Here is a 20,184-nt window from a genome sequence, read left to right on the forward strand (position 1 = left end):
CTCCCCGCCACTTAGCAAGCTTGAAGTGGGGGTACTCTGGACGGGTTTGATAGAATCCCCCTTCTCGTTTCACAACCAGAAACTAAAACCGTTAATCAATCCAGGCTCCCGTCAAATGATCAAGCGGCAAATACTCCTGATTAATTTTCACAAATCTATTTAAAACATCAACACCAAGTAGCTTACCTTTTACTTTTCGGTAATCATGGTCTCGGAAATATTCCAATTCAATGGTCAAATCATTCGCCAATGCAAGTTGAAGCTGTAAATTAATCTCTTCCATCTGGTACTCGGAAAGCATCGGTTTTTCCTTAAACTCCTGCTCTGCCCACATTTTTTTTAATAATTCTATATGCTCTGGCAGCATCATCGCTGTCCATTTTATCGTTCCTCTATCATTGACACTCATTGTTATGCCCCCACTTTCTTCTTGGTTGGTCCAGCGGAAAGGATGTTTTCGCGTTTAAACGTGCGTACACTTTTTCGATAATAACAATAAGCAAGAACTAGTGTATCATCCATTTTTAGCACACGAATAAAACGTTGCGTAATCTGTTGATTTCCATCCATATAGAACACTACAATCTTTTGTTTTGTTTCCATCGAACGCTTGAATACTCCATTCATTGAGAACACCCTTTCCGGAACGTTTGTTCAGAACATCTGTTCTTATTTTACCACATTAGCAAAAAAATATGCATGAAAATTTCTGGAAAAAGATTTGAAGACCAAAAGCGTAAGCGTCCGTTTTAAGGAACGCCGACTAAGTTCGCCTCGTCCTGAGGCAACGCCGGCATGACCCGGATCCTCCGGGCCCATGTAGCGACTGGAACGTATCAACTGAGATAAAGCTGAAGGGAAAATTCCGCGTTTGTCACGACTTCAATTTATGAGGCATAAACTGTGAGGAAAAAACGAAGACGGGGAGTTGTTATCGTATGACAGTCTCATACATGGATTACACAAGTGAGAATGACACATATTTTGCCGATTTGAATAAAAATCGACTATTTACAAGGAATAGACAGAATTACATTAACCGATTAGGAAGAGATGTGCTGAATACTTTAGGAAATGTTTCGCTACTAGATATTTACTTAAGTGATAGGCGAGTTGTAGAACCACACTATCACCAGAACGCCGCCGAACTCGTTTATTGTATTTCAGGTGCAGCACGTGTATCCTTTATTAACCCATTTAATAATGAGGTCAGCAACATTATCATAAGACCTGGACAAGTGGCGAACATCCCTCAAGGATGGTGGCACTGGGAGGAAGCAACAACAGACCAAACACATTTGTTGGCCATATTTGACTCCCCGTATCCTGAGTATATTTTTGGATCTGACATTCTGACAAAGACACCAGTTGAAGTACTGGCACATACGTATTGCCTGAATGCTGATCAGTTACGCAAAACACTTTCGCCACTTAACAATGAAACCATTATTATTGGCCCAACCGATGAATGTGAGCAAAACCAAGTAAAACAACAATATGCCAATCAACAATCTGTAAAACAGACCTATTCTAGAAGCGATAATTCCTCCACTTACTATGGCGGGTATTATCCACAGGGGCAAAACCATTTCTAATGCCTAGACAGTTTCGAACTTTGCCAACGCTTGGCGTGGTGCAGCAGAACGGTACCAATGTAACATGAGAATAAAAATCAACACCAAATCAATTGCATCCCCACCATAATACATTAACATTCCTCCTGCCTCTGCCTCGTGAGTGGGGACTCCAATTGGAGGATGTGCGTATATATATTTAGACAGAATCGCATGTGCTCCTAAAGCAAACACGAGGGCAATGCTACGATATAAATAAGAAAAGCGATGAGGTGTCGGGTCGATATAAATCATCGCTGCTGTAAATAAATATCCAGCTGCAAATACATGAAAATGAATAAGCAAATAAACGAGAAGATTATGGTGCATGACGTGATATAAATTTGTTGTGTATAGCAGCCATAGTCCCCCTATATTTAATATGGAAGCAATAATCGGATTGCTAAGCACCGATATAGGGAAACTTTTTAAGAAATTGGCTATGAAACGCGCCTGCCTGACAGGAAGCGTTCTAAGCACTAAAGTCACTGGTGCAGAGAGTACCAACAAAAGTGGCGCAAGCATTCCGAGCAGGAGATGGCCCAACATATGTGCAGTAAAATTTGTGTGGGCCCATTCTGCTAAAGGACCTATAACTGGAACTGTGGCAGCAAGGATTCCTAATGTCCAAAGAATATACCGATAAATCGGCCATGGTTGTAAATGGCCTTTTCGGTTGGAAAGAAAGCCTGCCAGAAAATAAATAACAATCCCAGCAATAGATAGGGCTAGAACGATAATGGTCCACACTCCTTGTATTCCGTTATGCATCCAAACTCGACTCCTTCCTCTTATGCTTTCTTGTTTGGAAAAGAATGATCAGTCCAGCCAAAATCATGAGGATTGCAACACCGTTCCAAACTATGTCATAAACCCAGACATTATCAACATAACGAATTTGATGTAGTCCCATTACCTTATGTTGAATCAATCCATCATATAATTGAAAAGCACCTGCTCCCAGGAGCAACCCGCCCCACCAACGCTTTAGCCAAAGAGCCCGTCTGCGCCGCAGATCCGCAAACATAAAAAGACCACCAATGGTAGCGAACCAACTGAATGCGTGGAAAAGCCCATCGGAAATAAGACCAATATCTGTCGTAGACTTATCATAAAAATGGTGCCATCGCAGTAACTGATGAAATACTGTTTCATCAATAAAAGCAGCAATTCCTAAGCCAAATAATATACCAGATAACAAATTCCGACCGGCATACTTTATTATCATCTTCGCATGATCTTCCGTATCCATAATACCACCTCGATTTCAAGCTTTTTACTTGTATACCCCTGTAGTACCCCGTTCATTCAAGCAAATATAAAAAATCCGAACCACCGAAGATACTGTCATAAGTTCGGTGGTTCGGATTAAGCTTTAATCGAAATAGTAAAGCTAATTCAAAAGTAGATTAATTCCCCCAAGTGCCGCCAAAATGAGCACAAGGATAGTAAAAACTTTTTGTGGAATAATTGGTAGTACCTTAATACCAACAAATGCCCCTAGAATAATAGCAGGGACTAACCATGCATTAAACGAAATTGATTCTACTGTAATGAGCTCCAAATGGACATAGAACGGTACCTTAATGAGGTTAACAAACAGAAAAAACCACGCTCCCGTTCCAACAAACTCCTTCTTAGGTAGCCCCTTCACTAATAAGTAAATTGTCATGATTGCACCAGCAGCATTTCCTACCATAGTGGTAAAACCGCCCAGAATCCCCATCAGCAACGTGAAACCCAGTGAGTTAGGTAACAAAGTATTAAACTTCGTGCCAAATCGCTCCCGCACAAAATTCAGGGTGATCATAACAAGCACAATAATCCCAATCAATGGCTTCAATTGTGCATCGTTTACATGTTCAAGTACAAAGTAACCCGCAACAATCCCAATCAACACCCACGGAATTAACCCTTTTAAATGGTTCCATTTTACATTTCTACGATAATAAATAATTGCAAAAAAATCCCCCACTAAGAGCATTGGCAACAGAATACCGACAGAATCTCTTGCAGGGAAGACAAACATAAGTAATGTGACAACCAATATAACTAAATTAGGCAATCCAGACTTTGAAAAACCAATACAAAGCGCACAAAAGATTACCAAAATCCATTCCAATAACGTTAGTTCAAACATCGTGCTGCCTCCTGCTTTTAAAAACTATTACTTTTAGGATCGTTTAATCTAAGTAATACTTGCCTTCACCTTTCATCGTAACACAATTAAGTTATTTAAAAACTCTTACACTACTAAACAAGCCTTTTTAAAATCGCGATATTTTCTTCAAGAAATAAAGCATTCTTTTCAATTCCACGTCGTTTACACCAACCGATACTATTAAAAGCATCTGTGAACTGATAAAAAGGCAGGACTGCTTCTAAATCAATTAACGGCCTCACACTGTTGTAGCCATCTTGATAGGCTTTATATAATGTACCATCGAAGCGCAAAAAATCACGATGCAACTTAGTGAAATCAACTTCTGTTGAACCAAAACGTACACTTTCAAAATCAATAACGCCAGCATCATTATTCTCATCCACAATGATGTTTGCTGGGCGAAAATCCATATGTATAAAACTTGGGCCGTCTGGTTTAGGAAGCTGTCGTTTCATCTTTTCAAACTTCTTAATAGCTATATTGTATAAACGCTCCTCAAGTACTTTTTCTACATCTTCTGCAAAACTATAAAACTTTTCTTCTATAAAAGTAGACCAGTTCACAAATTCATTTTCAATTCCCTTTAAACCATCAGGCGGCTGAATTTCATGAACGGATGCATGAAGTTCCCCAACACGATAGGCTGCTGCTTTAGTTACATTGGGTGTTAATGGGTTGCCTTGTAATTCAGATAATAAAAGAGCTCCTGGGCAATCTTCATCACCAGACCAATAATCTAACAATTCCGGGACAGGGACCTTGCCCATTAAAATAATATAAGCCTCTAACTCTCTTTGATACTTTAATCTGGTAAAAGGTATTTTTAAATAAACAGTTTCGCCATTATGTAAAATACATTTATATACCGTGGAGCTATGCGAATCATCTACTTCAAGAAATGATTGAACCTGTAGCCCGAATTTATCCAGAATGCGATTTAACAATTAAACCTGCTCCTTTCCTAACAAAATGGAGTCATATAAAACGCTAGATATTCGAACCTCATGAAGAGGAGAACTGTCTATGCATTCTTATCGAATATACTAACGTATCCCCTTCAGAAAGCCTTACTGTTTTCTCATAGCTCAGCCCTGCCTTTTTAGCAACGAAAATGGATGCGGGGTTATTCGGATTAATCAAGCTAATTAACTTGCTTAACCCTTTCTCCTCTAATCCATATTCTCGTAATCCAATAGCCGCCTCTTTAGCTAGTCCTCTCCCCCAATAATCTGGAAGTAACCAATACCCAATTTCTATTTCTTCCTTTCCTTCAATTGTTTGTCTCACCAGACCGGCATGGCCTATCAGCTTATCTTCTGCTTTTAGTTTAACAGCCTGCAATCCAAACCCATACTCATACTCCGAAACCCAGTGCCCCAAACTATCTTTAGCTTCTGCAAATGTTTTCGTTTTTCCTTTTCCAATGTAACGCACGATATTCGAATTAGCCCATAATCCTGCATAGAAATCTAAATCTTTTTCAGTGTACGGTCTTAGAAGTAGTCTATCCGTTTCAATCATTCTCAAAAACACCTCCTTTTCTTCTATTCTATCATGTTATCTGATTTCTCCGACGAATTCCACCAATGATTAGAACAAGAAAAATGAGAGCAAGTAGAAATATAGATTTGGGAAAAGATAAGATGTCCAATAACTGGGTCACTCTTTCCTCCTTCATTATCATTTCTCCCGCAGTCCACGCCAGTAATGCTGTCCCTCCATATACGATACTTGGATATTGTTCCATAGCTTTCATAATGAGACCACTGGCCATAAGAATAATTGGAATGCTAACCATGATACCAATCATGATTAGCAAAAACTGGCCATTGGAAATAGCTACAATAGCTAGGACGTTGTCCAGACTCATTAAAATATCCGCAAAAATAATAATTGTGATCGCTTCTTGCAAGGAGCTGCCAACCTTTATTTGATGCTTATCCGGCTTGTCCACCAATAATTTATAAGCAACGAACAAAAGAAGCAAACCTCCAATCAAGTGTATCCACGGCAGTTTCAAAAGGTAGAGCACAAGAAAGACGAATAAAATTCGGAATGCTATTGCCCCAAACGTTCCCCAGATAACAGCCTTTCGTTTCACCTGATCTGGCAATTTTCTACTTGCCATCGCGATGACGACAGCATTATCTCCACTTAGTATGATATTGACGAGCAGTATCTTTAGTAATGGCTCTATGATCTCCATAACGAGTCTCCCCCAATCTATTTCCTATGGATAGCCTATGATTCTAGTGAAGGAGACAGACCAGACAAAGAGCATTCCCTCTTCTGGACACGCCCTCCGTGTTTGCAGGTATCTTTCCAAGGGAAACTACATTATAAAGACGGAAAGGAGATTGGGTCTAAATGCAAAACCAATATACGGAACTATTTATTAATGGAAAATGGACGACAGGGTCTTCTGGCAAAAAAGTTGAAAATTATAATTCATACAATGGTGAACCCTTAGGAACCATTCAATCAGCAAATCCTGTAGATCTAAATCAAGCATATGAAGCTGCTGCTGCCTACCAGCCAAAATGGGAGGCAATGGAGCCGGCTAAAAAGCAGGAATATTTACTTCACTTAATCGAAACAATAAAAGACAATAAAGCACATATTGTGGATTGGCTTATCAAAGAAGCAGGCAGCAGCAAAGTAAAAGCAGAAGTTGAGATTCAGTCAGCGATTCAAATTATCCGTGAATCAGCTTCCTTCCCAACAAGAATGCAAGGCACAACTGGGACCTCTAATACGGAAGGAAAAGAAAATTACACATTCCGCTCAGCCAAAGGCGTAATTGGGGTAATTGGTCCGTGGAATTTCCCATTCCATCTGGCAATGCGTACGATTGCCCCAGCTCTAGCGACAGGGAATACGGTAGTAGTAAAACCAGCTTCCGACACACCCGTAACATCTGGTTTGTTAATTGCTGATTTACTACAGGAAGCAGGCTTTCCAGATGGCGTCATTCATGTAGTAGCTGGACGTGGTTCTGAGATCGGAGATGAATTTGTCGAGCATCCAGTCCCTAAACTCATCTCATTCACTGGGTCGACAGAGGTAGGGAAGCATATCGCTCAACTTGCAAGTAAACATTTAAAAGAGACCTCTCTTGAACTTGGCGGTAATAATGTAATGCTCGTACTGAAGGATGCAGATATTGAGAAAGCAGCCGAAGCAGCCGTTTTCGGTTCTTTCCTTCACCAAGGACAGATTTGTCTATCACTGAATCGCATTATCATAGACGATAGTATTTACGATGACTTTGTCTCAGCATTCACGCAAGCTGCCGAAAGACTTAAGGCAGGAGATCCTGCAGAAGACGGTGTGTTAATCGGTCCGATTATTAACCAAGGACAGATAGAGCATATACAGGAGCTTGTAGAAAGTACAATCGATCAAGGTGCCAAGCTCCACACAGAATTTAAGACAGAGGGAAATGTTATAAAACCAGTTATTTTATCAGAAGTTACTAACGATATGCCCGCAGCGAAAGAAGAAGTATTTGGACCTGTGGCTTCCCTTCTTCGTGCAGCAGATGAAGAAACGGCAATTAAAATTGCCAATGATTCCCCTTATGGATTAAGTGGGTCTATCTTTACAAAAGATCGCTATCGAGGCATGCAGGTTGCCAAACGTATTGAAACTGGGATGGTCCATATTAATGATATGTCCGTTAATGACGAAGCACATATGCCGTTTGGTGGTGAAAAGCAATCAGGCATCGGGCGCTTTAATGGCGAATGGATTATGGATGAATTTACAACCACGCAATGGATTAGTGTACAGGCAGAGAATCGAGAGTATCCATTTTAATAAGATATTATAGAACAAAAATCCCAAGATACATGTGTTGTATCTTGGGATTTTATTTGATTAAACAGTAAGCACCGGTATATTACTACCTATTATCATTTACATACTGACGCATATGATTTTTTATGCCAGCTAAGTAAATAGATGAAGGATCATCTTCCTTCTCTAGTTCTAGAGTAGAGCCATCGGTTGGAAGTGTGTTATTAAATCGTTCCTCATATTCGGCAACATCAATCTCTTTTCTTGAATCAAGTATTTCTCTATGCCTAGCAGGCTGCAGAGCACTTCTAAAGCCCGGCTGCAAAATACCGGAAAAGAATTCGCCTACAGCACCAGAACCGTAGCTGAATAACCCGATTCTTGCGCCTTCCTCCAAATCCTCTTTTGTTTCCAATAGAGATAGCAGGCTGAGGTAAAGTGAGCCGGTATAAATATTACCAATACGCTTATTATACGTTTTGCTTGCTTCATTATTTTCTAACAATCTGTTTTGTGTAACTTCATCAGTCTCAGGTAAGAGTGGCTTTAATGCTTTTTGCCCCATCTTGGTATATGGTAGATGGAAGCAAATTGCTTCGAAATCAGAGAAGGAAGCGTCTGTTTTTACTTTATATTGCTCCCAAACCTTCGCAAAAAATTCAATGTATTGTTCATTTGATAGTTTACCGTCAACGATTGCTTTATCTGTATAAGTAGGGCGCCAAAAATCCATCACATCACTCGTATGGTAAGCACTTTTCTCCTCAAGCGCAAGTATTTTCGGGTCAGCACTAATTAACATGGCAACCGCTCCTGCTCCTTGTGTAGCTTCCCCACCAGTACGAAGTCCATATCGGGCAATGTCAGATGCAAGTACTAATACTTTGCTTTCTGGATTTAACGCAATATGACCTTTAGCCATCTGGATGGCTGCTGTTGCTGCATAACAAGCTTGTTTCATTTCAATACTACGTGCATCAGGATTTATCCCAAGCAGATCATGCACATAAACAGCTGATGCTTTTGAGCTGTCGATACCTGTTTCTGTACCGAAAATGACAAAGTCAATCTTTTGTTTATCCGTTTCGTCTAAAATATTTAAGGCAGCATTGGCTGCAAGTGTTACCGTATCCTGTGTTATTGGAGCAAACGCCATTTCTTCTTGTCCAATGCCTATCGTGAATTTAGCAGGTTCCACGTCTCTTGCAATTGCTAGTTTATTCATATCTACATATAAGTGTGGTGCGTAAAAACCAATTTTATCAATACCTATTTTCAATGTCCTGCTCCTTTGCTACTAAATTTCTACTATTTTACAAGTGATGTATTTCACAAAAATGAAGTCCTTCAAGTTTAATGCAATATAAGATTAATAATATACTTTTTTCTATTCAAAAACAATTCATGTGTACAGAGTATTCATTTAACGTTTCATCAACGCCTTAATCGGAGTTGTTTGAAAAACCTTTATCAAACAAATTATGTTTCCTAGTTCGCATCTGAATACTGAGTATGAGACCAATCGCTGCCATGTTAGTTAACAATGCACTACCTCCATAGCTTATAAATGGCAAGGCAAGCCCTGTTATTGGCATTAATCCGATTGTCATTCCAATGTTTTGAAATACTTGAAAAGCAATTAAAGCTATAATTCCTATTCCTATGTATGCTCCAAAAAGGTTCTTTGCATTTAAAGTAGCTAGTACAATTCGATAAATAAGAAAGAAATAGAGAAATACTAAAATACAAGCACCAATGAAGCCGAATTCTTCACCAATCACCGCAAAAATAAAGTCTGTATGTGCCTCAGGAACCTTTCCACTTTGAATTTGCACTCCTTGATTAAAACCATTTCCAGTTAACTGCCCTGATCCTATCCCCATTCTTGCTTGTTTCAGCTGATATCCAGAGTTGGAAGGAAAATGTTCAGGGTCTAACCAACCATAAATTCTAGATAGCTGATGGGGTTTAAAGATTTGCATCAATAATTCTGGTGCAACAAAGTAGAGACATACAATTACAGAAACTAGAGCGACTACTCCAATAAGAATAAGCAGAACCATCTTGCTCGAAATCACCGATATAAACAACATAGTAGCGGCAGCCATTCCTACCATGAGGGCAGAACCCAAATCTGGCTGTACTAACACCAAAACGAATGGAACAAGGGTAACAATGCCAATTTTTATTATAATCGGTATACTCTTTTTAAATGAGAGCCTTTTGTTACCAACCTTATTTAAAATGGTCGCAAGGTATAGAACCAGAGAAAACTTCAAAAACTCAGAAGGTTGTAATTCAAATAAACCAAAGTTAATCCACCGTTGGGAACCGTTTTTAATCACACCAAAAAAATGTACATAAATAAGTAATAGCACACTAAATAGATATAAATAGAAACTCCATCGCTTTATTAGATCATAGTCCAATAGCGCAAAGGCAGCTAAAACAGCAAAGCCCAATATATACCAAAATATTTGTCGTTTCAAAAAATAAAAAGAGTCAGCCGACTCATATTGCCCAGAACCACTATAAACTGCTATCAAACTAAATAGGAAGAAACAAAATATAACAAATAATAATGTATAATCAATTACATGTTTTTTCGAGTTCATAAAAGCCAAATCCTATCCTTGTTTAGCCAGCATGCTTACAGTTAATTGTACTGCAATAGCATCATCTATATACCCAATAGGAAAGAGATAGTCAGGAATTAAATCCAATGTTAAAACAAAGTATAGTAGAGCTCCGCCCATTATGAGTTGATGCTTTATTGTTACATTCCCAGATGTAAACTGCTCATACATCTTTTCTAATTGTTGTATAAACGGGCCAGCAGCACCAATACGCTTTATCTTACTTTTAAATTTCTCCTTTATCGTTTCCTGCCCCTCTTCTGTCATTGCGTGTTGTCTGTGATTTTTCAACTGTTTCTCCAAACGATCAATTGAAAATTCATGGTGGTCCATATCGGAAGTTTCGATAACCTGTATTAGCTGTTGGATATGCTTTTCTACTTTTTCCTCATTATTATTCGAAATAGAATGATTAGCATAACCAGCAACTTTCAAAAGCTCCTCTATTGGTATATTTATGGCTTCAGAAAAAGCCCTTAAATGATGGATGTTAGCTTTCCTCTTGCCATTAATAATTCTAGAAATGCTCGAAGTTTCTATATTGGTCATTTCACTAAATTTACGCATGGTGAGACCGTTTATCTGTAATTGTTTTTTCAAAAATCCACCAAATTCTGTAGTCATTTTTTATGTCCACCTATCTATAATGTCTTGAATACCTCATCTATATCGCAATTTACAGTATCGTTGACAATTTGTCAATTTATTAAACAAGCATCTAATTAAATATTAATTTAACAAGTAATTAGCACTTTGACATTTTGTCAACATTATCATATAGTTTACATAAATTAATACAAGGAGTGTCATTAACATGGGGAGATTAAAAAAGAAATCAAAATTAAAGAAAAGAATAAAGCTTAGTATGCTTACTTTCGTTCTAATAATTGGAGGAGTAGTTACATATAGCATCATTCAGTTTAATCAAGGTTTATCCGCAGCAAAAAAGGAAAATTCCTCGGATAGCGAAGCAGTGCATACAGACTTTGCAGGGGAGGAAGTAAAGTTTGGAGAAGTAAAGGTGCTTTTAATCGGATCAGACGCAAGAGAGGGAGAGCAAGGTCGTTCAGACACCTTAATGATTGGTTACTATAATCAAAATACGAATGAAGTAAAAGTAGTATCTTTAATGCGCGATATTTATGTAGACATCCCAGGATACGGAATGAATAAGTTAAATGCAGCTTATTCTTTTGGCGGCCCCGAACTACTTAGACAAACAATTAAACAAAACTTTGATACAGATATAAATTATTATGCGATTGTAGACTTTAACGGGTTCCCTAAAATAGTAGATGTAATTGCACCGGACGGTCTAAATATAAATATAGCAAAAAAAATGTCAAAGAATATTGGAATGACGCTAGAAAAAGGAGAACAAACCTTACACGGCGAGGAACTTTTAGGTTATGTACGTTTTCGGAAAGATAGTGAAAGTGATTTCGGAAGGGTAAGACGCCAGCAGGAAGTTCTGTCAAAACTAAAAGATGAGGCAATTTCAGTGAATAGTATAGTAAAATTACCTAAGACACTAGGTATAGCAACAGGCTATGTTGATACAAATATTAGTAATAATATCTTATTTTCAATTGGAAAAGGGTTACTAACTTCAGATCAAGATGTCGAGACAATGAGACTACCAGTTGACGGATCATTCACAAACCAACGTGTCAATGTCGGGGCTGTATTAGATATAGATTTTGATCAAAATAAACAAGCCTTAGAGGACTTTTTATCAAGATAGATAAATTTTCCTGAGCTATTAAATGAAAGACGCACGTGAATTTAACTGATAGCGAATTTCTCAGAAAATAAAAGGTGCTATTTCACGTGTAATACGGAATAGCACCTGGAAAGTAAGTTCCGAATTCAGAACCTTTTATTATAGAAAAAATTCAAGTTTTGTGGTTAAGTACTGATCCACAAAAGTTAGAATCTACTATGCTGGCTCGGTACCAATTTTCTTAACAGAGAAACTACCAAATTTTCATCTAATAACTAACTTTCGTTTCATTACGTAATGTCCCTATGCCTTCAATGGTGCACTCTACCATTATATTTCCCCCAACCATTTCTGCACCAACAGGGCTTCCCGTTAAGATAACGTCTCCTGGCTGTAATGTCATCACATGAGATAAGTAACGAATCATCTCTTCAATGGTGACAATCATTAAATGTGTTGGACTATTTTGCTTCTCCACACCGCCCACTGTGGCTTCAATTCGAATCTTGTTTAAGTCAAGGTTCGTTTCTACTACTGGACCGATCGGTGTAAATGTATCAAAGGCTTTCCCAATGGTCCAGTGGCCATCCGGATGAAACATGTCCGGTGCTGTAACATCGTTTGCAATTGTATACCCAAATACATATGGTTCCACAGGATCTTCTGGTTGTAATTGCTTTATCTCTTTCCCAATAACCACAGCCAATTCTGCCTCAAATTTTACATTTTCAACCTGCTCTGGTATGACAATGTTTTCATCAGGACCAATAACGGAAGATACTGGCTTAAAAAAGAATACTGGATGCTGTACAGGGGCACTAGGTAATTCCTCTTCACTTGCTACATAATTCGCACCAATACCTATAATTTGATTTGGTAGGATTGGTGCAAGTAGCTGCACTTCACTACGTAGATGAACCCCACTTGTTTTCTTCCAATTGCTGTAGGGGGCCCCAGAGATTTGGATGATTTTGTCTTTTTCCAAAATACCTTGAAACACTTGATTTTTATCCTTGTATCGAACAAATTTCACAATTTCACCCTCTCTTCTTTTTTTACTTTCCTTCCCTCATGCAAAATAGGTTCTGTATAGCCATTGGGCTGCTTAAATCCTTCGAAGACAAGCTTACATGCGGTCTGGAAGGCAATTGAATTTGCTTCGTTATTTGCCATTGGCTCGTAGGAAGCATCCAGCTGATTCTGTTGATCGACCACTTTTGCCATATTCTTGAATGTATCGTAGACCTGTTCTTTTGTACAAACTCCATGGTGCAGCCAATTTGCAATATGCTGACTGGATATTCGAAGTGTAGCACGATCTTCCATTAAACCAACATTGTGAACATCAAGTACTTTAGAGCATCCAATTCCTTGATCTACCCAGCGGACAACATACCCAAGTATCCCTTGAACATTATTATTTAATTCCTGTTGAATGTTTTCTTTAGCTAACAATTTTTCAGTCATAATAGGTATTTTTAAGAGCTCGTCACGATAGGAAAATAGCTCGGTCTTCGCTAGAAGCTGTTCTTGAACCTTGGAAACATCCACTTGGTGGTAGTGAAGAGCATGTAGTATGGCAGCAGTCGGTGATGGGACCCATGCTGTTGTAGCACCAGATAGTGGATGAACCACTTTTTCTTCAAGCATTGCTTTCATTCGATCTGGCGCAGCCCACATACCCTTCCCAATCTGTGCAATTTTCGGGAACCCACTTGAAAGGGCAGTAAAGACATTCGATGATTCATAGGCTTTAATCCACTCCGTATGCTTCATGTTATTCTTTCTTTGCACCGGACCAGCAAGCATAGACGTATGAATTTCATCGCCAGTACGATCCAAAAGTCCTGTATTTACAAATACAATACGCTCTTTTACTTGCTTAATACACGCTTTTAAGTTAAGGGAAGTTCGCCTTTCCTCATCCATGACGCCGATTTTAATCGTATGCCGTGTTAGGCCAAGTATATCTTCTACACGGTTAAACAATGTATTACTAAACGCTACTTCCTTAGGACCATGCATTTTAGGCTTAACAATATATATAGAGCCTAACTCTGAATTGGCATATTTCTCTTTTCCATTCATTGAGTGTAGGGCAATAAGACTGGTGACGACGGTATCTAGTATACCTTCGTAAATTGGCTTACCAGTTTCGTCTAATATTGCATCAGTTGTCATCAAGTGACCAACATTCCGTATAAACAATAACGATCTCCCCTTAAGGGTAAACCTATCATTACGTAACCCGATATATTCTCGATCCTCATGTAAACGTCGTTCAATCGTACTGCCATTCTTTTTAAAGGATGCTGTTAAGTGACCATTCATTAGCCCAAGCCAGTTCCGATAGACTTCCTGCTTATCCTCTGCATCAACTGCTGCAACGGAGTCTTCGCAATCGATGATAGTAGTAAGTGCGGCTTCTAAGATAATATCCTTTACATTAGCCTTATCTCGACTGCCGATTGGATCCTTTTCATCGCGTACCAATTCAATATGGAGACCATGATGTCTAAATAGAATAGAAGTAGGATTCTCCTTATTTCCAAGATACCCGCGGAATAAGGAGGGATCCTTTAATGAAGCGCTCCCTCCATTTTCTAGTGTAAAAATGAGGCCTTCTTCTCCCCTAATATGATAGTCCGTTACATCGTGATGACTTCCCTTATCCAATGGAAGAAATTGATCTAAAAGGCTTCGTCCAAACGCTACTACCTTTTCTCCTCGTATAGGATTGTAATTAGATCTTATTTCAGCACCATCTGTTTCTGAAATTACATCTGTCCCATATAATGCGTCATACAGACTTCCCCATCGAGCGTTGGCAGCGTTAATGGCATAGCGAGCATTATTTACAGGAACAACCAATTGTGGCCCTGCAACAGTTACCTCGTCGTCCACGTTTTCAGTTGTAATCTTCACTTTTTCAGGTTCCTCTTCTAAGTATCCAATTCTCTCAAGAAATTGCTTATATTGCTGTTGGCTAAACGTAGGGTTGGCAACATGCCAGTTATTAATTGCTGATTGCAATTGATCTCTTTCCTTAAGTAATTCATCATTGATAGGTGTTAGATCACTCACTAAATCAGAAAAATCATTCCAAAATTTGTTGTAATGAAGGTCAATGTTTACAAAGACCTCCTCGTGAAGGAAATCATATAACCCCTCTTCCACCTGTAATGTTCCTATTTTTTTATAGTTCGCCACTTCTATCAGCCTCTCATGTACATGTTAAATTGGTTCTTTCACTGTAATTGCTCGCATTGGCTGATATGGGCTCATATCCACTTCTATTTGTTCGTCCATCATTAACTCTGCTGCCAATGTGCCAACATAAGGACCCATCGTTAATCCAGATGCTCCCAACCCATTTGCCATGTATAGCCCTGTAATGGCGTCCACTGCTCCTACTAATGGCAGAATATCTGGTCCCATCGGACGAAAACCAATACGCACTTCTTTTAAGGTTCCTTCCTTCAAACCAGGAGCAACATCTAAAGCGGCTCCCAATACTTCGTGCACTCCTCCAGCTGTTAATCTATAATCAAATCCAGATCCAGTTTCTCTTGTAGCACCGGCAACCACACGAGAATCATCAAATGCCAACATATAGTGACTAGTGTGTGGTAAAACAACTGGCCAATCTGACGTATCCTGTTGAGGTAAATTAATATGGGCAATCTGTCCACGCTGTGGCTCCATCGCCAGCTCAAGTCCTAGTGGTTTTAATAGTTCCGGCGCCCAGGCTCCTGCTGTGATAAGCACTTTATCGGCTGTGATAGTCTCGCCATTTACAGTAACACCCGTTATTTTTTTAGCCGATGTCTGGAGTGATGCCTCTCCTTCAATTAAGCGTGCACCGTGTTTTTGGGTCGCGCGCTTTAACGCATCACGTAAATAACTACCGTCAATACGAGCTGCACCAGATACAAAAACAGCCTCCAAATCATCAGCAAGGGCAGGAAACATTGCCTTAGCTTGTTTTGCATCTAATCTTCTAATTTCACCGGCTTCAGGAGCTTCCTCTTGTTTCTTTCTAACTCGTTTCTCAACTTCGTCTAGTTTGGCAGGGTCTGAGCTGACGCTGAGTGCTCCTACTTTTTTATATCCCGTTTCCGCCTCACCATCTTGTTTTAATTGTGCAATAAGATCTGGATAGAATCTGGCGCTACGTTTTGCGATTTGGTACCAATCTGGATCATCTACACGGGAGATCCACGGACAGACGATTCCAGCACCAGCGGAAGTTGCTTTCCCGTTCTCAATTCGGTCTACCATCACAACCTCTATTCCATTTTTGACAAGATAATAAGCTGCACTTGATCCAACAATTCCAGTTCCAACTACTACGACTTTCATATCTTATTCTCCTCCCTTTTTATGCATGCAATGGATAATGACAGGCTACAAGATGTCCTTCTTTGTTTGCTTTCAATTTCGGCTTTTCCTCTTTACATTTTTCTGTCGCAAATGGGCAACGCGAGTAAAAACTACAACCTTTTGGCAAGTTGCGCTGATCTGGCAAATCCTTTTCAAGTATTACATCCTCGGAATCTTCTCTTAAAGAAGGGTCCGGAATCGGAACTGCAGAAATAAGTCCTTGGGTGTATGGGTGACGTGTCTTTGAAAAAAGGCTTTCCTTGTCAGCCATTTCTACAATTTCCCCCATATACATCACTGCAATCCGGTCGCTGATATATTTAACAGCAGGGATTCCGTGTCCAATAAATATTAAAGTTAATTGTAACTTTTCCTTTAACTCTAGTAACAGATTCAGTATTTGTGCTTGGATTGAAACGTCTAAAGCAGAGACGGGTTCATCACAAACGATTAATTTTGGGTTTAAAGCAATAGCCCGAGCAATCCCAATTCGCTGTCTTTGGCCCCCACTAAATTGGTGGGGGAAACGATCTGCCTGTGATTGATCAAGTCCTACCAGATCTAAAAGTTCATAAACTCTCCGATGTAATTCTTTCCCAATAGCTACTTTATGGGTCCGCAACGGTTCGGCAATAATATCAAATACTCGCATCCTTGGGTTTAAAGAAGAAAACGGGTCTTGAAAAATCATTTGAACCTCTTTTCGCATTTCCTGCAGCTGTGCTCGAGTCATGTTTAACACATCCTGCCCTTCAAAAAAAATGCTCCCCTCAGTAGGCTCAATAAGTCTTAGAATGGTATTTCCCATGGTAGATTTTCCACATCCCGATTCCCCAACGATGCCAAGTGTTTCACCCTTTTCCAGTAATAGGTTCACCCCGTTCACTGCTTTGACGCTTTCCTTCGGCTTCCCAAATAGATTAGTAGATACAACAAAGTGCTTTGAAAGCTCTTTTACTTCAAGTAATGGTGCTTTTATTGTACTTTGTTTGACTTGCACCTGTTGTGTCATACATTTACCACTTCCTTTTCCTGGTGTAGCCAGCAACGGACGGAAGATCCATCACTAGAAACAACTAGGTCTGGCGATATTTCTCGGCACTTCTTCATTGCAAATGGACACCGATCTTGAAAATTACAGCCTGACGGTAGTTGATCTGGTGTTGGTACATTCCCTTTAATTGATTGCAGTTTTTCTTTAAGTCGGTGTATTTTAGGTGTACTGTTCAACAAACCTTTTGTGTACGGATGCTTCGGATTTTCAAAAAGACTATATACGTCATTTTCTTCGACAATCTCTCCTCCATACATAACTACAACTCTATCCACCATTTCTGCAATAACACCAAGATCATGTGTTATTAAGATAATCGACGTGTTAGATTCACTACTTAGATTTTTCATTAACTTTAATATCTGCTTCTGAATGGTGACATCTAATGCTGTGGTCGGCTCATCAGCAATGAGTAGTTCAGGGTTACATGAGAGAGCCATAGCAATCATCACACGTTGCCGCATCCCGCCGCTAAGCAGGTGGGGAAAGGCATGATACTGGCGTTCTGGATTAGCCATGCCTACTTTGCTTAAAAGAGTAATACTCCGTTGCTTTGCTTCCTTCTTATCTACTTTTTGGTGGAGGCGAATTGCCTCGGAAATTTGATGACCAATGGTGAACACAGGGTTTAGAGATGTTAGTGGCTCCTGAAAGATCATGGAAATTTTATTCCCACGTATTTTACGTATATCTTTTTCTGAGAATGTCGTTAAGTCCTTATCATGAAACCTAATCTCCCCTTCCACAATCTTTCCTGGTTTATTAATAAGTTGAAGAATGGATAAGGATGTGACACTCTTCCCACACCCTGATTCTCCAACGATACCAATGACCTCCCCTTTTTTGACCGAAAAAGTTACGCCGTTTACCGATGGAATCACACCATTCTCGGTAAAAAAATGCGTATGCAAATTTTTAACTTCCAATAAGTTATCTGTCATTCTAAGCTCCTCCCTTTTTACTGAAGTAGTTTCGAGGATCTAGCACATCTCGTAACCAGTCGCCGAGGAAAATAATACCCAGTACTGTGATCGTTATAGCAATTCCTGGAAAAGTCGCTATCCACCAATTGGTAGCCAGATAATTCCGTCCATCAGTAAGCATGGCCCCCCATGATACGTCGGGTGGCTGAATCCCTAATCCAAGGAAGCTTAGTGATGCCTCAAGAATAATCGTAGTTGCTACACTTAATGCCGAAATAACAATAAAGGAAGAAATAATATTTGGTACAATATGTTTTTTAATAATCGTAGTGTTTTTAGTTCCAATGGAGTGAGAAGCACGTACAAAATCTCTTTCCTTCACACTCAATACTTCACTTCTCACTACACGGGCATAAGATACCCAATTGGTTAAACCGATGACCACTATCAAGGTCATAATACTAGGTTCAAACACTGCTAAAACTACTAAAATAAATAGAATGCTCGGTATGGCAAGAAATGAATCTACAATCCTCATAAGAATAGTATCTACCCACTTACCGTAATATCCCGCTGCTACCCCCACAAGTAAGCCAATGATTCCTGCTAGTACAACGGAAAAGATTCCTACTAATAAGGAAACCCTCGTACCTACAATAATTCTGCTAAAAATGTCTCTTCCAAGATTATCTGTCCCAAGTAAATAGGAAGTAGACCCACCATCCATCCAAAAAGGTGGCAACAGCATACCCGATAAATTATTCTCCGCAGGATCATGTGGTACGATAAGATCTGCAAAAATAGCTACCAACACAACGATTAGCACAATAATGAATCCAACTGTTCCTGTTTTGCTTTGCAAGAGGAGACGACACCAGCGTTTAAAGCCTCCGGAGGCCTTTACTTTTCGCACAGTTGGTCGAATTCCCCCTACTGTTTTTGCTTCAGCATTTCCTTGCATGATGCCCCTCCTTATGAATAATTTATTCTTGGGTCCAGTAACCTATAAATTAAATCCGTTATTAAATTCACAATGATAACAAGCAATGCGATGACAAACACCGCCGCTTGAACTACTGCCATATCTCTCCCATTTACTGCTTGGACAAGCAATAAACCAATTCCTGGCCAAGAGAATACACTTTCAGTTATGAGTGCCCCGCTGACTAAATGTGAAACTTGTAAACCCATTATCGTGACAACAGGGATCAAGGAATTACGGAAAGCATGTTTATAAACTAATATATTGCTAGAAACCCCTTTACTTCTTGCAGTCCTAATATAATCCTGGTTAAGAATCTCTAGCATATTGGAACGAATAAGCCTTGTCATTTCTGCTGCTATACCCGTTCCTAACGTAATAGCGGGAAGAATCATATGTACGATTGTACCTCTCCCAGAAACAGGGAAAAATTGGATGTTGACTGCAAACAATAAAATTAAGAGAATTCCTAGCCAAAAGTTTGGCATTGCTTTCCCTAACACAGAACCCCCTGTAATAAATAAATCTACTAATGAATTTTGTTTACGTGCAGAATAAATCCCTAGTGGAATCGCCATTAACGTTGCTACTACCATAGAAGCAGCAGCAAGCTCAAATGTTGCTGGCAGTCTTTCTAACACCAATGGAAGTGCAGCTTGGTTATAACGGAAAGATGTACCGAAATTACCTTGAATTAAATCACCCACGAAGCGAAAGTACTGAATATAGAATGGGTCAGTCAGTCCAAGCGCCGCTCGCATTGCTTCCCGGTCACTTTCCGAAGCATCTTCTGGCAGCATTAAAGCAACGGGGTCCCCTGCCATATACACAAGTACAAATACAACAAACGAAATGATGAATAGTACAGGGATGATCTGTAGTAGACGTTTCACAAGATACTTCTTCAT

At 39.4% G+C, this 20,184-nt stretch carries 21 protein-coding genes; 3 read left to right on the plus strand and 18 right to left on the minus strand.

What is annotated here, in order from left to right; genetic code table 11:
- Positions 1-91 precede the first annotated feature (91 nt).
- Both BN988_RS04810 and BN988_RS04815 read right to left on the minus strand, forming a co-directional pair.
- Positions 92-409, minus strand: coding sequence for a YolD-like family protein (locus BN988_RS04810; protein ID WP_036573660.1), 318 nt, complete (start codon positions 407-409; stop codon positions 92-94).
- Between the two features lie 2 nt (positions 410-411).
- Entirely contained in the window at positions 412-627 is a 216-nt protein-coding gene (locus tag BN988_RS04815) for a hypothetical protein (RefSeq protein WP_036573662.1), read from the minus strand.
- A 311-nt stretch (positions 628-938) separates the two neighbouring features.
- Between BN988_RS04815 and BN988_RS04820 the strand changes: the two genes are divergently transcribed.
- On the plus strand, positions 939-1,595 hold the full coding sequence (locus tag BN988_RS04820; RefSeq protein ID WP_081779354.1) for a cupin domain-containing protein: 657 nt from the start codon (positions 939-941) through the stop codon (positions 1,593-1,595).
- Between the two features lie 3 nt (positions 1,596-1,598).
- Here BN988_RS04820 and BN988_RS04825 read toward each other — a convergent pair whose 3' ends face one another.
- The 6 genes from BN988_RS04825 to BN988_RS04850 all read right to left on the minus strand — a co-directional run bounded on the left by BN988_RS04825 (position 1,599) and on the right by BN988_RS04850 (position 5,983).
- Positions 1,599-2,384, minus strand: coding sequence for a cytochrome c oxidase assembly protein (locus BN988_RS04825; RefSeq protein ID WP_036573663.1), 786 nt, complete (start codon positions 2,382-2,384; stop codon positions 1,599-1,601).
- Positions 2,377-2,865 carry a DUF2243 domain-containing protein gene (locus tag BN988_RS04830; RefSeq protein ID WP_051557665.1) on the minus strand — a complete coding sequence of 163 codons (489 nt, stop codon included), beginning with the start codon at positions 2,863-2,865 and terminating at the stop codon, positions 2,377-2,379. The genes BN988_RS04825 and BN988_RS04830 overlap by 8 nt, the downstream gene beginning before the upstream one ends.
- A gap of 141 nt (positions 2,866-3,006) precedes the next feature.
- Complete coding sequence (locus BN988_RS04835; RefSeq protein WP_036573665.1) at positions 3,007-3,753, minus strand: sulfite exporter TauE/SafE family protein; 747 nt, start codon at positions 3,751-3,753, stop codon at positions 3,007-3,009.
- Between the two features lie 113 nt (positions 3,754-3,866).
- Positions 3,867-4,721 (minus strand): phosphotransferase family protein, encoded by an 855-nt coding sequence (locus tag BN988_RS04840; RefSeq protein WP_036573667.1) that lies wholly within the window; start codon positions 4,719-4,721, stop codon positions 3,867-3,869.
- Between the two features lie 58 nt (positions 4,722-4,779).
- A complete protein-coding gene (locus BN988_RS04845; protein ID WP_036573669.1) occupies positions 4,780-5,298 on the minus strand; it encodes a GNAT family N-acetyltransferase in 519 nt (172 codons plus the stop codon).
- 31 nt (positions 5,299-5,329) lie between these two features.
- A complete protein-coding gene (locus BN988_RS04850) occupies positions 5,330-5,983 on the minus strand; it encodes a YjbE family putative metal transport protein (protein WP_036573671.1) in 654 nt (217 codons plus the stop codon).
- A 161-nt stretch (positions 5,984-6,144) separates the two neighbouring features.
- On the opposite strand from BN988_RS04850, the gene BN988_RS04855 reads away from it, so the two are divergent.
- Entirely contained in the window at positions 6,145-7,596 is a 1,452-nt protein-coding gene (locus BN988_RS04855) for an aldehyde dehydrogenase family protein (protein WP_036573674.1), read from the plus strand.
- Between the two features lie 85 nt (positions 7,597-7,681).
- Here the strand turns inward: BN988_RS04855 and BN988_RS04860 are convergent, their stop codons facing one another.
- From BN988_RS04860 to BN988_RS04870, 3 genes are all read right to left on the minus strand, one after another.
- Positions 7,682-8,854 (minus strand): hydroxymethylglutaryl-CoA synthase, encoded by a 1,173-nt coding sequence (locus BN988_RS04860; protein ID WP_036573675.1) that lies wholly within the window; start codon positions 8,852-8,854, stop codon positions 7,682-7,684.
- Between the two features lie 163 nt (positions 8,855-9,017).
- A complete protein-coding gene (rodA, locus tag BN988_RS04865) occupies positions 9,018-10,190 on the minus strand; it encodes a rod shape-determining protein RodA (protein WP_036573678.1) in 1,173 nt (390 codons plus the stop codon).
- A gap of 12 nt (positions 10,191-10,202) precedes the next feature.
- Positions 10,203-10,835: a DUF1232 domain-containing protein gene (locus BN988_RS04870; protein WP_036573681.1), complete on the minus strand. Its 633-nt coding sequence runs from the start codon at positions 10,833-10,835 to the stop codon at positions 10,203-10,205.
- Between the two features lie 190 nt (positions 10,836-11,025).
- On the opposite strand from BN988_RS04870, the gene BN988_RS04875 reads away from it, so the two are divergent.
- Positions 11,026-11,955: an LCP family protein gene (locus BN988_RS04875; protein ID WP_036573683.1), complete on the plus strand. Its 930-nt coding sequence runs from the start codon at positions 11,026-11,028 to the stop codon at positions 11,953-11,955.
- 247 nt (positions 11,956-12,202) lie between these two features.
- Here the strand turns inward: BN988_RS04875 and BN988_RS04880 are convergent, their stop codons facing one another.
- From BN988_RS04880 to BN988_RS04910, 7 genes are read right to left on the minus strand one after another with little or no spacing between them, the layout of a single operon-like run.
- Complete coding sequence (locus BN988_RS04880) at positions 12,203-12,967, minus strand: fumarylacetoacetate hydrolase family protein (protein ID WP_036573684.1); 765 nt, start codon at positions 12,965-12,967, stop codon at positions 12,203-12,205.
- The gene (locus BN988_RS04885; protein ID WP_036573686.1) at positions 12,964-15,144 is read right to left on the minus strand and encodes a malate synthase G; all 2,181 of its coding nucleotides are present in this window, start codon (positions 15,142-15,144) and stop codon (positions 12,964-12,966) included. The genes BN988_RS04880 and BN988_RS04885 overlap by 4 nt, the downstream gene beginning before the upstream one ends.
- A 24-nt stretch (positions 15,145-15,168) precedes the next feature.
- Positions 15,169-16,296, minus strand: a complete 1,128-nt coding sequence (locus BN988_RS04890) for an NAD(P)/FAD-dependent oxidoreductase (protein ID WP_036573688.1) — start codon at positions 16,294-16,296, stop codon at positions 15,169-15,171.
- Between the two features lie 19 nt (positions 16,297-16,315).
- On the minus strand, positions 16,316-17,329 hold the full coding sequence (locus tag BN988_RS04895) for an ABC transporter ATP-binding protein (RefSeq protein ID WP_051557667.1): 1,014 nt from the start codon (positions 17,327-17,329) through the stop codon (positions 16,316-16,318).
- Entirely contained in the window at positions 17,326-18,312 is a 987-nt protein-coding gene (locus tag BN988_RS04900) for an ABC transporter ATP-binding protein (RefSeq protein ID WP_036573689.1), read from the minus strand. The genes BN988_RS04895 and BN988_RS04900 overlap by 4 nt, the downstream gene beginning before the upstream one ends.
- Position 18,313: 1 nt before the next feature.
- Positions 18,314-19,255, minus strand: coding sequence for an ABC transporter permease (locus BN988_RS04905; RefSeq protein WP_036573692.1), 942 nt, complete (start codon positions 19,253-19,255; stop codon positions 18,314-18,316).
- 11 nt (positions 19,256-19,266) lie between these two features.
- Positions 19,267-20,184, minus strand: a complete 918-nt coding sequence (locus BN988_RS04910; protein ID WP_036573695.1) for an ABC transporter permease — start codon at positions 20,182-20,184, stop codon at positions 19,267-19,269.

This window comes from Oceanobacillus picturae, assembly GCF_000612865.1.
GTDB classification, from domain to species: Bacteria; Bacillota; Bacilli; order Bacillales; family Amphibacillaceae; genus Oceanobacillus_B; species Oceanobacillus_B jordanicus.

Bases quoted from the DNA above. Each gene is read 5' to 3' on its own strand.
- BN988_RS04870 (WP_036573681.1), bottom strand. From the start codon at position 10,835: ATGACTACAGAATTTGGTGGATTTTTGAAAAAACAATTACAGATAAAC.
- BN988_RS04815 (WP_036573662.1), bottom strand. From the start codon at position 627: ATGAATGGAGTATTCAAGCGTTCGATGGAAACAAAACAAAAGATTGTA.
- BN988_RS04845 (WP_036573669.1), bottom strand. From the start codon at position 5,298: ATGATTGAAACGGATAGACTACTTCTAAGACCGTACACTGAAAAAGAT.
- BN988_RS04825 (WP_036573663.1), bottom strand. From the start codon at position 2,384: ATGCATAACGGAATACAAGGAGTGTGGACCATTATCGTTCTAGCCCTA.
- BN988_RS04900 (WP_036573689.1), bottom strand. From the start codon at position 18,312: ATGACAGATAACTTATTGGAAGTTAAAAATTTGCATACGCATTTTTTT.
- BN988_RS04910 (WP_036573695.1), bottom strand. From the start codon at position 20,184: ATGAAGAAGTATCTTGTGAAACGTCTACTACAGATCATCCCTGTACTA.
- BN988_RS04855 (WP_036573674.1), top strand. From the start codon at position 6,145: ATGCAAAACCAATATACGGAACTATTTATTAATGGAAAATGGACGACA.
- BN988_RS04850 (WP_036573671.1), bottom strand. From the start codon at position 5,983: ATGGAGATCATAGAGCCATTACTAAAGATACTGCTCGTCAATATCATA.
- BN988_RS04810 (WP_036573660.1), bottom strand. From the start codon at position 409: ATGAGTGTCAATGATAGAGGAACGATAAAATGGACAGCGATGATGCTG.
- BN988_RS04820 (WP_081779354.1), top strand. From the start codon at position 939: ATGACAGTCTCATACATGGATTACACAAGTGAGAATGACACATATTTT.
- BN988_RS04875 (WP_036573683.1), top strand. From the start codon at position 11,026: ATGGGGAGATTAAAAAAGAAATCAAAATTAAAGAAAAGAATAAAGCTT.
- rodA (WP_036573678.1), bottom strand. From the start codon at position 10,190: ATGAACTCGAAAAAACATGTAATTGATTATACATTATTATTTGTTATA.
- BN988_RS04890 (WP_036573688.1), bottom strand. From the start codon at position 16,296: ATGAAAGTCGTAGTAGTTGGAACTGGAATTGTTGGATCAAGTGCAGCT.
- BN988_RS04830 (WP_051557665.1), bottom strand. From the start codon at position 2,865: ATGGATACGGAAGATCATGCGAAGATGATAATAAAGTATGCCGGTCGG.
- BN988_RS04835 (WP_036573665.1), bottom strand. From the start codon at position 3,753: ATGTTTGAACTAACGTTATTGGAATGGATTTTGGTAATCTTTTGTGCG.
- BN988_RS04895 (WP_051557667.1), bottom strand. From the start codon at position 17,329: ATGACACAACAGGTGCAAGTCAAACAAAGTACAATAAAAGCACCATTA.
- BN988_RS04905 (WP_036573692.1), bottom strand. From the start codon at position 19,255: ATGCAAGGAAATGCTGAAGCAAAAACAGTAGGGGGAATTCGACCAACT.